This is a genomic window from Aromatoleum toluolicum, from assembly GCF_012911005.2.
GTDB lineage: Bacteria > Pseudomonadota > Gammaproteobacteria > Burkholderiales > Rhodocyclaceae > Aromatoleum > Aromatoleum toluolicum.
Map to the genome: position 1 here is coordinate 46412 of NZ_WTVS01000034.1, position 12185 is coordinate 58596.

Annotated in this window: 13 protein-coding genes; 9 read left to right on the plus strand and 4 right to left on the minus strand. The window is 67.8% G+C overall.

Annotated elements, in window-relative coordinates:
- Nucleotides 1-211 precede the first annotated feature (211 nt).
- Nucleotides 212-991: a 2-oxo-tetronate isomerase gene (gene otnI, locus GPA27_RS16290; protein WP_169141610.1), complete on the minus strand. Its 780-nt coding sequence runs from the start codon at nucleotides 989-991 to the stop codon at nucleotides 212-214.
- A 247-nt stretch (nucleotides 992-1238) separates the two neighbouring features.
- On the opposite strand from otnI, the gene GPA27_RS16295 reads away from it, so the two are divergent.
- The 3 genes from GPA27_RS16295 to GPA27_RS16305 all read left to right on the plus strand — a co-directional run bounded on the left by GPA27_RS16295 (nucleotide 1239) and on the right by GPA27_RS16305 (nucleotide 3565).
- Nucleotides 1239-1724, plus strand: a complete 486-nt coding sequence (locus GPA27_RS16295; protein WP_169141611.1) for a bacteriohemerythrin — start codon at nucleotides 1239-1241, stop codon at nucleotides 1722-1724.
- A 149-nt stretch (nucleotides 1725-1873) separates the two neighbouring features.
- Nucleotides 1874-2365 carry an acyl-CoA thioesterase gene (locus GPA27_RS16300; protein ID WP_169141612.1) on the plus strand — a complete coding sequence of 164 codons (492 nt, stop codon included), beginning with the start codon at nucleotides 1874-1876 and terminating at the stop codon, nucleotides 2363-2365.
- A 48-nt stretch (nucleotides 2366-2413) separates the two neighbouring features.
- Nucleotides 2414-3565 (plus strand): methyltransferase, encoded by a 1152-nt coding sequence (locus GPA27_RS16305; protein ID WP_169141613.1) that lies wholly within the window; start codon nucleotides 2414-2416, stop codon nucleotides 3563-3565.
- 21 nt (nucleotides 3566-3586) lie between these two features.
- Here GPA27_RS16305 and GPA27_RS16310 read toward each other — a convergent pair whose 3' ends face one another.
- The 3 genes from GPA27_RS16310 to gcvA form a co-directional block, all read right to left on the minus strand.
- On the minus strand, nucleotides 3587-4597 hold the full coding sequence (locus GPA27_RS16310) for a nucleoid-associated protein (protein ID WP_169141614.1): 1011 nt from the start codon (nucleotides 4595-4597) through the stop codon (nucleotides 3587-3589).
- 67 nt (nucleotides 4598-4664) lie between these two features.
- Entirely contained in the window at nucleotides 4665-5216 is a 552-nt protein-coding gene (locus GPA27_RS16315) for a hypothetical protein (protein WP_169141615.1), read from the minus strand.
- A gap of 171 nt (nucleotides 5217-5387) precedes the next feature.
- Entirely contained in the window at nucleotides 5388-6287 is a 900-nt protein-coding gene (gene gcvA / locus GPA27_RS16320; protein ID WP_211165039.1) for a transcriptional regulator GcvA, read from the minus strand.
- 200 nt (nucleotides 6288-6487) lie between these two features.
- Between gcvA and GPA27_RS16325 the strand changes: the two genes are divergently transcribed.
- From GPA27_RS16325 to GPA27_RS16350, 6 genes are all read left to right on the plus strand, one after another.
- Entirely contained in the window at nucleotides 6488-7333 is an 846-nt protein-coding gene (locus GPA27_RS16325; RefSeq protein WP_169141617.1) for a transketolase, read from the plus strand.
- Nucleotides 7330-8331: a transketolase family protein gene (locus tag GPA27_RS16330; protein ID WP_169141618.1), complete on the plus strand. Its 1002-nt coding sequence runs from the start codon at nucleotides 7330-7332 to the stop codon at nucleotides 8329-8331. Before GPA27_RS16325 ends, GPA27_RS16330 begins: the two co-directional genes overlap by 4 nt.
- A 50-nt stretch (nucleotides 8332-8381) precedes the next feature.
- Nucleotides 8382-9143 carry an SDR family NAD(P)-dependent oxidoreductase gene (locus tag GPA27_RS16335; protein WP_169141619.1) on the plus strand — a complete coding sequence of 254 codons (762 nt, stop codon included), beginning with the start codon at nucleotides 8382-8384 and terminating at the stop codon, nucleotides 9141-9143.
- Between the two features lie 80 nt (nucleotides 9144-9223).
- Entirely contained in the window at nucleotides 9224-10210 is a 987-nt protein-coding gene (locus GPA27_RS16340) for a TRAP transporter substrate-binding protein (protein ID WP_169141620.1), read from the plus strand.
- A gap of 80 nt (nucleotides 10211-10290) precedes the next feature.
- Nucleotides 10291-10812, plus strand: coding sequence for a TRAP transporter small permease (locus GPA27_RS16345; protein WP_169141621.1), 522 nt, complete (start codon nucleotides 10291-10293; stop codon nucleotides 10810-10812).
- Nucleotides 10809-12068, plus strand: coding sequence for a TRAP transporter large permease (locus GPA27_RS16350; RefSeq protein WP_169141622.1), 1260 nt, complete (start codon nucleotides 10809-10811; stop codon nucleotides 12066-12068). The genes GPA27_RS16345 and GPA27_RS16350 overlap by 4 nt, the downstream gene beginning before the upstream one ends.
- Nucleotides 12069-12185: the final 117 nt, after the last annotated feature.

A 12185-nucleotide genomic window follows, 5' to 3' on the forward strand; every position in this document is an offset into this window, starting at 1 on the left:
GTCTGACGTCGTCGAGTTCGGCCCGACACGCCCTACATGCACTGCATGTGCCAGCCCGTCGCCGCACCGACGAGCAGTCGCCAAGAGCCTGTTTTATTTAATCAAAAGCAATCTCGAGCGGCGCCGCGACGCACGCCGGCAGCCGTCCCATCGTCCCTCTGCTGCGCGATTCCCCCCACCCGCATGGGGGATATCAACCAGCCCCCGCCTGTCAGGCCCCAAATTCCCTCAGCCACGCCAGGCCGTCCTCCGTCCTGCCACGGGGCCGGTATTCGCAGCCGATCCAACCGGCGTAACCGAGTTCGTCCAGCAGGCGGAACAGGTAACGGTAGTCGAGTTCGCCGTCGTCCGGTTCGTTGCGCGCCGGCACGCCCGCGATCTGTATGTGACCGACGTGACGGAGGTAGCGGCGCAGCTTGGTGGTGATGTCGCCTTCCATGATCTGCGCGTGATAGAGGTCCATCTGCACCAGCAGGTTGGGCGCGCCGACTTCCTCGCGGATCGCGTGCGCCTCGGCCTGCGTGCTGAGGAAGTAGCCGGGCATGTCGCGCGTGTTGATCGGCTCGATCAGCACCGTGACGCCATGCTGCGCAGCCGCGCGAGCCGCGTGCCGCAGGTTGTCGACGTACAGGGCGCGCTGCATGCCGGGCGCCGCTCCGGGCACGACGAGGCCGGCCATCACGTGCAGGCGCGGGGTTCCCAGCGCCTGCGCATACTCCAGGGCACGGACGACGCCCGCACGGAATTCCGCCTCGCGCCCCGGCAGCGCTGCAAGGCCGCGCTCGCCCGCGGCCCAGTCGCCCGGCGGCATGTTGAAGAGGACGTTAACGAGCCCGTGCGCCTTCAGCCACCCGGCGACCTCCGCCGGCGCGTGCTCGTACGGGAACAGGAATTCGACGGCCCTGAACCCGGCTTGCGCCGCCGCGGCGAAACGCAGCGGAAACGGGTGCTCGTTGAACATCATCGTCAGGTTGGCGGCAAACTTGGGCATCGCGGCTTCCTCGCGGGACGGCGGAATGAGGTGAGAGCGGGTACCGGGGCGAGCGCCCCGCGGCCCGGCGATTGTCGCGGACTTCCCCGCACCGCGCCAGCATCGGCGTCGCAGCCCTGCCGCCACCCGCGTCATGACAGGCACCTTTCCGCGGCGCATAATCGGGCGATGCCAATCCGGTACCCGCAGCGCGCCCCGGCGGCGGCCGGTACCGCATACCAGTTCCAAAGTCGCACGGAGAACACCGATGAGCCAAGTCCTGTTCGAATGGTCCGACAGCTTCAACGTCGGCATCCAGGAAATCGACGAACAGCATCGCATCCTGGTCGACCTGCTCAACCAGTTGCACGCCGCGATCCGCGACCACAAGGGCAGTCAGGCCTGTCGCGCGATCCTCGACCAGCTGGCCGAATACACGCGCACCCACTTCCTGCTGGAAGAGAGCCTGATGCGCGTATCGCACTACCCCGGCCTTGACGTGCACAAGCAACAGCACGAAGACCTTATCGCCCAGGTCAGGTCGCTGCAGGACAAGCTCGACAGCGGCCAGGCATCGATCAGCTTCGAGTTGCTGCACTTCCTGCAGGTGTGGCTTACTAAACACATCAACGAAAGCGACAAGCGCTTCGGCAACCACTTCGTCCGCAACACCGACCTGAAGGGCTATTCGGAATGGTCCGAAGAGGTGAAGACGACGATGAAGAAAAAGAAGTGGTGGTGGAAGTTCTGGTGAGCGGCGCGTCGCGGGGAGACGGGGAAACGCACGGGTTTGCGTCGCCCGGCGCGAGCGCTCAGAATCGCCGGTAGCGCCAACGCGCCGACAGACCCTGCACACAGGGCACGCCCCCGAACCTCCCGAATCTCCCCCCGACGAGAACACAGATGGATCTTCCCGCACACCAACTCACGATGACGGTGCTGATGACACCGGACATGGCGAACTTCTCCGGCAAGGTGCACGGCGGCGCCGTGCTCAAGCTGCTCGACCAGGTCGCCTACGCCTGCGCGAGCCGCTACGCCGCGCGCTATGTCGTCACCCTGTCGGTGGATCAGGTGATGTTCCGCCAGCCGATCATGGTGGGCGAACTCGTGACCTTCCTCGCAAGCGTGAACTACACCGGCAAGTCGTCGATGGAAGTGGGCATCAAGGTCGTTGCGGAGAACATCCGCACCCAGGAAGTGCGCCACGCCAACAGCTGCTTCTTCACGATGGTCGCTGTCGACGACGACGGCAAGCCGGTCGCGGTGCCGGCGCTGCGCCCCTTCAGCCCGAAGGAGAAGCAGCGCTTCGAGGCGGCCGAGGCGCGCAAGACGCTGCGGCTGGAACACGAACGGCGCTTCGCCGAGACCCACGGTTCGGCCGACAAGGCCTGATCCCGCCCCTGCGCCCCGCGGGTGGCGCAGTCATTCAAAGGAAACCGCATGCAAGATCACCCGCAAATCGTCTGGCAGGACGAGAGCGGCGCCACCCATTCGGCCCGCTGGCGCTCGGAAAGCGGCAGCCCGCCGCCCAGGCGGGTCGTGCTCGCCGACGACCAGACGCCTGCCGACCTGGCCTACCGGCTCGCGTGCGAAGGCACGGCGCTGCTGTACCGCGGCGACTTCCACAACGCGAAGCAGCTGCTGCAGGCGATGGCGCGGCGCATCGACCGCAAGCCGCGCCGCCCCGCCAAGCCCGGCGCGGCGAAAAGTGCGACCGAGACCTTCCACCTGCACCGCCAGGCGCAGGCGCAGCGCGCGCGGGTGCTGGGCATGCTCCTGCTGCCCTTCGATGCCGATCACGGTCTGCCGCTGCGCCGCGCGCCGGACGTGCGGCAGGCCTGCATGGAAGCCTACGGCGCCGCCGACGAACCGTATGTCGCGTCGCTGCGCGAACTGCTGGGCCTGATCGGCGCGCACGAGTGGCGCAAGAAAGGGGTTCCGGTCGCGGCGCTGGGCGCGGCGATCCACCCGCATTACGGCGTGTTCTCGCCGGTGCGCGGCGAATACGTCGATCTCGTCGCCCAGGCGCCCCTGCCCGCAGCCTTGGCAGGCGATGCGACGGCCTTCGACGTGGGGACCGGCACGGGCGTGATCGCGGCGGTGCTTGCGCGCCGCGGGGTCGCGCACATCGTCGCGACCGACCAGGATCCGCGCGCACTGGCCTGCGCGAGCGAGAACATCGCGCGCCTCGGCTATGCGGGGCAGGTCGAGGTGGTACAGGCCGACATGTTCCCGGAGGGCCGCGCCGCGCTGGTCGTGTGCAATCCGCCGTGGGTGCCGGCGCGCCCGAGCTCGCCCGTCGAGTACGCTGTCTACGACCCGGACAGCCGCATGCTGCACGCCTTTCTCGGCGGCCTCGCGGCGCATCTCGCCCCCGGCGGCGAAGGCTGGCTGATCCTGTCGGATCTCGCGGAACATCTGGGCCTGCGCACGCGCGAGGAGCTGCTCGCGGCGATCGACGCCGGCGGCCTGCAGGTGCTCGGGCGGCTAGACGCCCGTCCCCGGCATGGCAAGGCGAGCGACGCGGAGGATCCACTGCACACGGCGCGGGCCGCGGAAGTCACGTCGCTGTGGCGCCTCGCGGCACGTTGAGGGGCGGCGCGCGCCGGCGCGTCATTCCTCCTGCAGCAGCTTCTTGAGGTATTCGGGCAGGCCCGACAGTACCAGCGTGTCGCTCGCGCGATCGTAGTGCACGGCGCCCGAATGCAGGCTCGCGCGATCGAATTCCAGTTTCCACTGCTCGCCGGCGGCGCGGAAGCGCACCAGCGGGCGGATCGCGCGGCGGTCGGGGACGAAGCCACCGGCGAGCGGCGCCTCGCCTGACGCGAGGGCCGCGTCGAGGCGTTCGGGCTGCTCGGGCCACACCTTGCGCGCGATCTCGTCGAGCGCGAGCGGCGAGCCGGCCTCGCCGAGTTCGTCAAGGTAGCCGTGCGCGCGCTCGAGCATCGCGTCGCGCGCAGGCGCCTCCAGGCGCTGCGTCTCGGCGAAGTCCGACAGGCGCTGCACGAGCTTCTTCGTTTCCTTCAGCGCGATCACGACGTCGCCGCAGCCGAGAAAGCGCTTGAACCATGGCGCGACGTCGCTGCGCCCCTTGAGGAAGCTCACGTAGCGCTCGTCGCCGCGCTGCCAGCCGGTGAGGTCGATGCGCCCGGCCGCGGGCAGCGCCGCGAAATCCAGATGCAGGCAGTCGACGATGTCGAGCGCGCCGGTGACGGCGCTGCCGACCGCCTCACCGACCACGGCGATCCACAGGCAGTCGTTCGCGCCTTCGAGGATGCGCGCGATCACGACGTAGCCGGACACTTCCGCGCCTTCCTCGTCCGCGCACAGACGCAGCGCGTCCATCATGCGCAGCGACAGCGCGGCGAAGTCGAGACTCTTGTCGACGACGTGCTCGCGCACCAGACGCGGCAGCGGCGAGTCGGCCTCCCCCTCCTCCGCGAATCGCCCGTAGCCCCGGCTGCTGCGGTCCGCGTAGTGGCCGCACAGGCGTTCGACCAGGCGCACTGCGGCATCGTCGACGCGGCAGGCGCCGTCGCGCAACTCGGCGCTCGCGGGGCCCTCGCCGGTGCGGTGGAGCTTGTGGACGACGAGGTGGGTGATGGTGTGCTGGACCTGGCTCATGGCGGCATCTCGTGCAGACGGGGGCGCGATTCTCGCACGCCCCGGCCCGCCCGGGACCGCCTTCGCGTCACTGATGCCAAGCGTTGAAGCGCGCTTCCGCCTGCTCGAACAGCACCTTCACCTTCTCCACTTCCCACGCCTGCTCGGCCAGCGTCTCGTGGTCCCACAGGCTGCGCGGCTGCGGCGGGGCGAAGAAATCGCCGCCGTACACGTGGATCGCGCAACTCATCTTGCCGATCGGGTTGAGCACCGAATGGATCGCGTCGCGTTCGAGCGCGGTGACGTCGCCCACGCCCAGCGAGCTTGCGCCGATCGCCTCGATGCTGCCCGCGGTCCGCCGCCAGAACACGTTGTCCTCACGCCCGGCGTAGATCCCGACCACCGAGAACATCTGGTGGTTGTGCGGCATCAGGCTCATGCACGGCGCCCATACGAAGTTGATGATCGTGAGTTCCGGCGAACGGTACAGCGCGTTGATGCCCGCGTGCTTCGGTTCACCGAGTTGCGCGACGATCGCCGCGCCGTCCGAGACCGCCTCGGCCACCAGTTCGCGCACGGCTGCCGGCCCTTCGGCCACGGCCTGCGTGCAGTCCTGGATGAATCGCTCCTTGTCGAACATGATCCATGCTCCCAACCTCGATCCACGTTCCCGCGGCGACGGGCGGCCGCCTGAAGGCCCGGCCGCCTCGCCCCCTGAATCCGCGCCTTCCCTTGCCATCGGGAACCTCCTCATCCGGGCAGTCCCCCATTCATTAATAGGACACGCCAGCGGGCCGGGCCAGACATCCGCTCACGCGGACGCCTTCTCCAGTTCGCCGAAGAGCCAGTCCTGGAAATTGCGGATCTTGGGCAGCTCGGCGCGCGCTTTCAGCAGATTGAAGGTGTAGCCCTGCACCTTCGGCCCGTCGAGCCCGAGCGGCGCGACGAGCCGTCCGGTTTCGAGCTCGCGCTGCGCGAGCAGCAGGCTTTCCAGACACACGCCGAGGCCGTCCACGGCCGCGCTGAGCGCCATGAAGGAGCGGTCGAAGCGCAGGCCGCGCGAGATGTCGAGCTTGACCTTGCGGTGCTGGCGCATCCAGTCGCGCCAGCCGACGAGGCACACCTCGCTGTGGATCAGCGTGTGGTGGACCAAATCGTCGGGCGTGCGGATCGGGTGCGGGCCGTTCATCAACGCCGGCGAGCACATCGGCACGATGGTCTCGGGCGGGAAGGTCAGCACCATCGTGCCGGCCGGCTGCAGCCGCTTCATGCCGTAACGGATATCGATATCCACGGTCTCCGCGACCAGATCGACGGTATCGGTCGACGCGTTGAGGCGCACGTCGACGTCGGGGTTGAGCGAGCTGAAGCGCGCGAGGCGCGGCATCAGCCACTGCGTCGCGAAGCTGGGCGTCGCATGCACCGTGAGGATGTCGCTCTTTTCCGTGCGCCCGAGTTCGCGCGTCGCGAGGTCGATGCGCGCGAAGGCCGCCGACACCTCCTCCGCGTAGCGCCGGCCCGAGTCCGTCAGCACCACCGCGCGATGCACGCGATGGAAGAGCTGCACCCCGAATTGGTCCTCCAGCAGCTTGATCTGGTGGCTCACCGCCGAGGGGGTCACGAACAGTTCTTCTGCTGCAAGCGCGAAAGACGACAGCCGCGCGGCGGCCTCGAACGCTTGTATGGCCTTGAGAGGGACTCGATGCTGCATCGCAAAACCCACATGAATTGAATTCACCTATAAGGCTAATTTATTCGTTTGAGCGACACCGATCAAGGGAATACGCTTTCTCCCACTCGCCGGACGTTGTGCAGACAGCCCGAGCGAAGGCGGAGAGCCCCCTCTCCTGACAGAGAGCAACGATTCGTCCCAACGCCCCCAGGGCAGCGGACCCAACCAAGGAGAACTGCGTGGATACCAGCGTTACTGCCCCCCGCGCCAAGATCGCCGAGCACGCCTACCGCATCCGCCGCAACGCGCTGCGGATGGGCGAAGTTCAAGGCCAGGGCTACATCGCCCAGGCGCTGGACATCGCCGACGTGCTGGCGACGGCCTACTTTCATGCGATGCGCTACCGGCCGGAAGACCCGGCGTGGGAAGAGCGCGACCGCTTCCTGCTGTCGAACGGCCACTACGCGATCGCGCTGTATGCGGCGCTGATCGAGGCCGGCATCGTCCCCGAGGAAGAACTGGAGACCTACGGCAGCGACGACAGCCGCCTGCCGATGTCCGGCATGGCGAGCTACACGCCGGGCATGGAAATGTCGGGCGGCTCGCTCGGCCAGGGTCTGACGATCGCCGTCGGCCGCGGCCTGGGCCTGAAGCGTAAGGGCTCGAAGTCCTTCGTGTATACGCTGTTCTCGGACGGCGAACTCGACGAGGGCGCCGTGTGGGAAGGCCTGATGTCGGCCGCACACCACAAGCTCGACAACCTGATCGCGATCGTCGACGTCAATAACCAGCAGGCCGACGGCCCCTCGTCGCAGGTGATGGCCTTCGAGCCGCTCACCGAGAAGATGCGGGCCTTCGGCTGGTTCACCCAGCGCATCGACGGCAACGACCTAGACGCCGTGATCGCCGCCTTCGACGCCGCGCGCAACCACCCCGGCCCCGAGCCCCGCATGATCATCGCCGACACCCTGATGGGCTGCGGCGTGCCCTTCCTCGAAGCGCGCGAGAAGAACCACTTCATCCGCGTCGAGCCGAACGAGTGGCAGCTGGCCCTCGAAGCGCTGGACGCCGGGAGGAAAGCATGAGCACCGTTACCGCACAAAAGCCCAAGCTGAAGACCTCGGCGATGATCGCCTCAATCGCCGGCGAGGGCCAGCGCACCCAGGCCGCGCCCTTCGGCCACGCGCTCGTGAAGCTCGCCGCAGAGCGGCCCGAGATCGTCGGCATGACCGCCGACCTCGCGAAATACACCGACCTGCACATCTTCGCGCAGGCCTACCCCGAGCGCTTCTACCAGATGGGGATGGCCGAGCAGTTGCTGATGGGCGCCGCGGCCGGCTTCGCACATGAAGGCGCGATGCCCTTCGTGACGACCTACGCGGTGTTCGCGACGCGCCGCGCCTACGACTTCATGCACCAGACGATCGCCGAGGACGACCTCAACGTGAAGATCGCCTGCGCGCTGCCCGGCCTCACGACCGGCTACGGCCCGAGCCACCAGGCGGCCGAGGACCTCGCGCTGATGCGCGCGATGCCCGGCATGACCGTGATCGACCCGTGCGACGCACTCGACATCGAACAGATGGTGCCGGCGGTGGCCGAACACAAGGGGCCGGTGTACATGCGCCTCTTGCGCGGCCAGGTGCCGCTGGTGCTCGACGAGTACGACTACAAGTTCGAGCTCGGCAAGGCCAAGCTCGTGCGCGACGGCCGCGACGTGCTGGTGATCTCGTCCGGGATCATGACGATGCGTGCGCTGGAAGTCGCCAAGGCGCTCGCGGCCGACCGCGTCGATGTCGGCGTGCTGCACGTGCCGACGATCAAGCCGCTCGACACCTCGACGATCCTGCGCGAGGCAGGCCGCTCCGGGCGCCTGGTCGTCGTCGCCGAGAACCACACGACGATCGGCGGACTCGGCGAAGCGATCGGCACGACGCTGCTGCGCGCCGGCGTGACCCCGCAGTTCCGCCAGATCGCGCTGCCCGACGCCTTCCTCGACGCCGGCGCGCTGCCGACGCTGCATGACCGCTACGGCATCTCGACCGAAGCGATGAGCACAACGATCAAGGGCTGGCTGTCGTAACGGCCGCCTGAACCGACTCCAAATCAACTGCAATTCAAAGGACCACTAACATGTCGCAATCCCAACTCCTCGAAGGCAAGGTCGCCGTCATCACCGGCGGCGCCGGTCTCAACGGCCTCGGCTTCGCCACCGCCCGCATGCTCGCCGCACAGGGCGCCCGCATCGCGATCCTCGACCTCGAGCAGGCGAACCCCGCCGGCGCCGCCGCCGAGCTCGGCCCGCAGCACATCGGCCTCGTCGCCAACGTCACCGACAAGGCTTCGTGCGACGCCGCTGCCGCCGAGATCCTCAAGCAGCTCGGCCGCATCGACGTGCTGGTGAACAACGCCGGCATCACCCAGCCGCGCAAGACGTTGGACATCACCGGCGCCGACTACGACGCGGTGCTCGACGTGAGCCTGCGCGGCACGCTCTACATGTCGCAAGCCGTGATCCCGGCGATGCAGAAGCAGAAGAACGGCTCGATCGTGTGCATCTCGTCGGTCTCCGCACAGCGCGGCGGCGGCATCCTCGGCGGCCCGCACTATTCGGCCGCCAAGGCAGGCGTATTGGGCTTGGCCAAGGCGATGGCGCGCGAATACGGCGCCGACAACATTCGTGTCAATTGCATCACCCCGGGCCTGATCGCCACCGACATCAACAAGGGCAAGATCCCCGAGGACCGCCGCGCCGCGATCCTCGAGTCGATCCCGCTGGGCTGCATCGGCGAACCCAACGACGTGGCCGGCTGCGTCGTGTTCCTTGCGAGCGAGTTGTCGAAGTACTGCACCGGCATCACGCTCGACGTCAACGGGGGCATGCTCATTCACTGATCCCATACCCCGCAGCCCCAGGCTCGCGGGGTCCAAGCAGTCCAGGTGCCGCACAGACGGCTACCTACGAGGAGACACACATGAACCGCAGGACTTTCAAACTCGCCACTTTCGCGCTCGCCGCCGCCCTCGCCTTCCCGGCCATGGCACAGACCGTCAAACTCTCGCTCGGCCACGGCGCCGCGCCCGGCAACCCGCGCCACGAGGCATCGGTGAAGTTCGCCGAGCTCGTCAAGGAAAAGACCGCCGGCCGCATCGAGGTGCAGGTCTCGCCTTCGGCCCAGTTGGGTGACGACGCCGCGATGGTCACGCAGCTGCGCACCGGCGCGCTGGACCTCTCGGCCAACTCGCAGGGTGCGGTCTCGACCGCCGTGCCGGAGTATGCCGCCTTCGGCATGCCCTTCCTGTTCGCCTCGCTGCCGCAGGCCTGGAAGCTGCTCGACGGCCCCCTGGGCCAGGAGCTCGCGCAGAAGTCCGCCGACAAGGGCCTGATCGTGCTCGGCTACTGGGACAACGGCGTGCGCCACATGTCCAACAGCAAGCATCCGCTGCTCAAGCCCGAGGACCTCAAGGGCCTGAAGATGCGCACCCCGCCCGACGCGGTGACGGTCGACATCATGCAGGCGCTCGGCGCCGAGGCGCAGCAGATCAAGTTCGCCGAACTGTACGTGGCGCTGCAGCAGGGCGTCGTCGACGGACAGGAGAATCCGCTGATGAACATCCACGCGTCCAAGCTCTACGAGGTGCAGAAGTACGTCACGCTGACCGGCCACAAGTACGAGATGACGCCCTTCCTGATGAGCAAGCGCTCGTGGGACAGGCTCAACGACGCCGACCGCAAGGCGATCACCGAGGCGGCGAAGGAAGCCACCGCGCTGCAGCGCAAGCTGTCGCAAGAGGCAGACGAGAAGCTCGTCGCGGATCTCAAGGCCAAGGGCGTGCGCGTCGACACGGTCGACAAGGCGGCCTTCGAAAAGGCCACCGCGCCGGTCGATGACAAGTGGAGCTCCGGCCCGATCGGCCCCTTCGTCAAGAAAGTGATCACCGCCGCGCGCAGCGGCAGCTGAGCCCCATCCCTCCCCCAACCTTCGGCTCGCGCCGCCCTCCTGGCGGCGAGGGGCCGGGGGACTCGAGACAGGAGTCCACGATGAATCGCATAGAGCGCGGCATCGTTCTCACATGCCAGGCGGTGCTGTGGGTCACCACCATCATCATCTTTTCCATTCTGTGCGCCAACACCATCCTGCGCTACAGCACCGGCGCCAGCCTGCAATGGGCCGCCGAACTGCCCGAGCTGCTGTTCCCGTGGATGGTCACCGCGGGCATCGTGCTCGGCGCGGCGCACGGCGCGCACATCACCACCTCCTTCCTGGTGGAGACGCTGCCGGCCACCGCCCGGCGCGTCATCGCAGTGATCGTGTGGCTGTGCGTCGCCGGGCTGTACTTCACGCTCGCCGGCGCCACCTGGAACATGCTCGAGATCGTTCATGACGAGCGCAGCCCGATCCTGCAGGTGCCCGGCTCGGTGACCTACGGCTGCGTCATGGTCGGCATGCTGATGCTCGCCGTCCTCGCGCTGCACTCGGCCTGGAACGCCTGGGCGCAAGGCGCCCGCAGCGGCAACGGCAACGCCCCCGTTCCCGAAACTCACGTGGTGACGACGACATGAGCGCCCTGATCCTGATGGTATTCGGCATCGCCGCGGTCGCCGCGATGCCCATCGCCCACGCCCTGCTCGCTGCCTCGATGGCGGCCGCAGCCACCTCGGACCGCGTCCCGCTCGATCTGATCGTGCAGCAGATGGTCGCGCAGGTTCAGAGCTTCCCGCTGATCGCGATCCCGTTCTTCATGCTGACGGGCACGCTGATGATGGGCGGCAAGCTCGGCGAATCGCTGATCGGCGTGCTGTCGACGCTTATCGGCCGCTTCCACGGCGGTCCCGGCCAGGTCGGCGTGCTGTCCTCGACGATCTTCGGCGGCGTCTCGGGCTCGGCGGTCGCCGACGCCTCGGCGATCGGCTCGCTGCTGATCCCCTGGCAGAAGCGCCTCGGCTACCCGGCGGAGTTCTCCGCGGCGACGCTCGCGGCGGCGGCGACGATCGACATCCTGATCCCGCCGTCGATCCCGATGATCCTCTTCGCGCTGAGCGCCAACGCCTCGATCGCGGCGCTGTTCGTCGCCGGCATCCTGCCGGGCCTCCTGATGTGCGGCGGCTTCATGGCCGTGTGCTGGTGGGTCGGCAAGCGCCGCAACTTCCCGCGCGAACTGCAGCCGATCAACTGGGCGGTGTTCCGTCGCCAGCTCGCCTACGCGTCGCCGGCGCTGATCATGCCGGTGCTGGTCGTCGTGTTCCTGCGCTTCGGCATCGCGACGCCGACCGAGGTCAGCGTGCTGTCGACGCTGTACGCGGCGTTCGTCTCCGCCGTCATCTACCGCGACTTGGGGCTCAAGCGCCTGCACCACGCGATCGTCGAAGCGGGACTCGCCACCGGCGTCGTGCTGCTCGTGATCATGGCGTCCGCCGCGGTGGGCTGGCTCCTCACCTACGACCACATGCCCGACGGTGTGGTGGGCTGGGCCAAGGCCAACCTCGAATCCGGCTGGACGGTGATCGCGCTGATGAACGTCCTGATGCTGGTCTGCGGCATGTTCATCGACCTGCCCGCGGCCGTGCTGCTGCTCACCCCGGTGTTCCTGCCGCTCGCCCAGAGCATCGGCATGGATCCGGTACAGCTCGGGATCATGATGACGGTGAACCTGGCGATCGGCCTCTACACCCCGCCGGTCGGCACGACACTGTTCATCACGAGTTCGGTCGCCAAAGTGAAGGTCGGCCAGACGGTGCGCGAGCTCGTGCCCTTCTACGCGGTGGCCTTCGGCATCCTGATGCTGGTCTCGTACGTGCCGGCCTCGATCCTGCGGTAAGCCTCGTCCTTCCCTTCGTCATCACACGAGCGTCTTAGCAGGTTCCTCCCCCTTCAAGGGGGAGGACAGGAGGGGGATGGGTTTCAACGGAAGTGCCCGCCCCCTCAAACCCTGTCT

Excerpts from the sequence above, each read along its gene's own strand:
- otnI (WP_169141610.1), bottom strand. The coding sequence starts at position 991 with ATGCCCAAGTTTGCCGCCAACCTGACGATGATGTTCAACGAGCACCCG.
- GPA27_RS16295 (WP_169141611.1), top strand. The coding sequence starts at position 1,239 with ATGAGCCAAGTCCTGTTCGAATGGTCCGACAGCTTCAACGTCGGCATC.
- GPA27_RS16300 (WP_169141612.1), top strand. The coding sequence starts at position 1,874 with ATGGATCTTCCCGCACACCAACTCACGATGACGGTGCTGATGACACCG.
- GPA27_RS16305 (WP_169141613.1), top strand. The coding sequence starts at position 2,414 with ATGCAAGATCACCCGCAAATCGTCTGGCAGGACGAGAGCGGCGCCACC.
- GPA27_RS16310 (WP_169141614.1), bottom strand. The coding sequence starts at position 4,597 with ATGAGCCAGGTCCAGCACACCATCACCCACCTCGTCGTCCACAAGCTC.
- GPA27_RS16315 (WP_169141615.1), bottom strand. The coding sequence starts at position 5,216 with ATGTTCGACAAGGAGCGATTCATCCAGGACTGCACGCAGGCCGTGGCC.
- gcvA (WP_211165039.1), bottom strand. The coding sequence starts at position 6,287 with ATGCAGCATCGAGTCCCTCTCAAGGCCATACAAGCGTTCGAGGCCGCC.
- GPA27_RS16330 (WP_169141618.1), top strand. The coding sequence starts at position 7,330 with ATGAGCACCGTTACCGCACAAAAGCCCAAGCTGAAGACCTCGGCGATG.
- GPA27_RS16335 (WP_169141619.1), top strand. The coding sequence starts at position 8,382 with ATGTCGCAATCCCAACTCCTCGAAGGCAAGGTCGCCGTCATCACCGGC.
- GPA27_RS16340 (WP_169141620.1), top strand. The coding sequence starts at position 9,224 with ATGAACCGCAGGACTTTCAAACTCGCCACTTTCGCGCTCGCCGCCGCC.
- GPA27_RS16345 (WP_169141621.1), top strand. The coding sequence starts at position 10,291 with ATGAATCGCATAGAGCGCGGCATCGTTCTCACATGCCAGGCGGTGCTG.
- GPA27_RS16350 (WP_169141622.1), top strand. The coding sequence starts at position 10,809 with ATGAGCGCCCTGATCCTGATGGTATTCGGCATCGCCGCGGTCGCCGCG.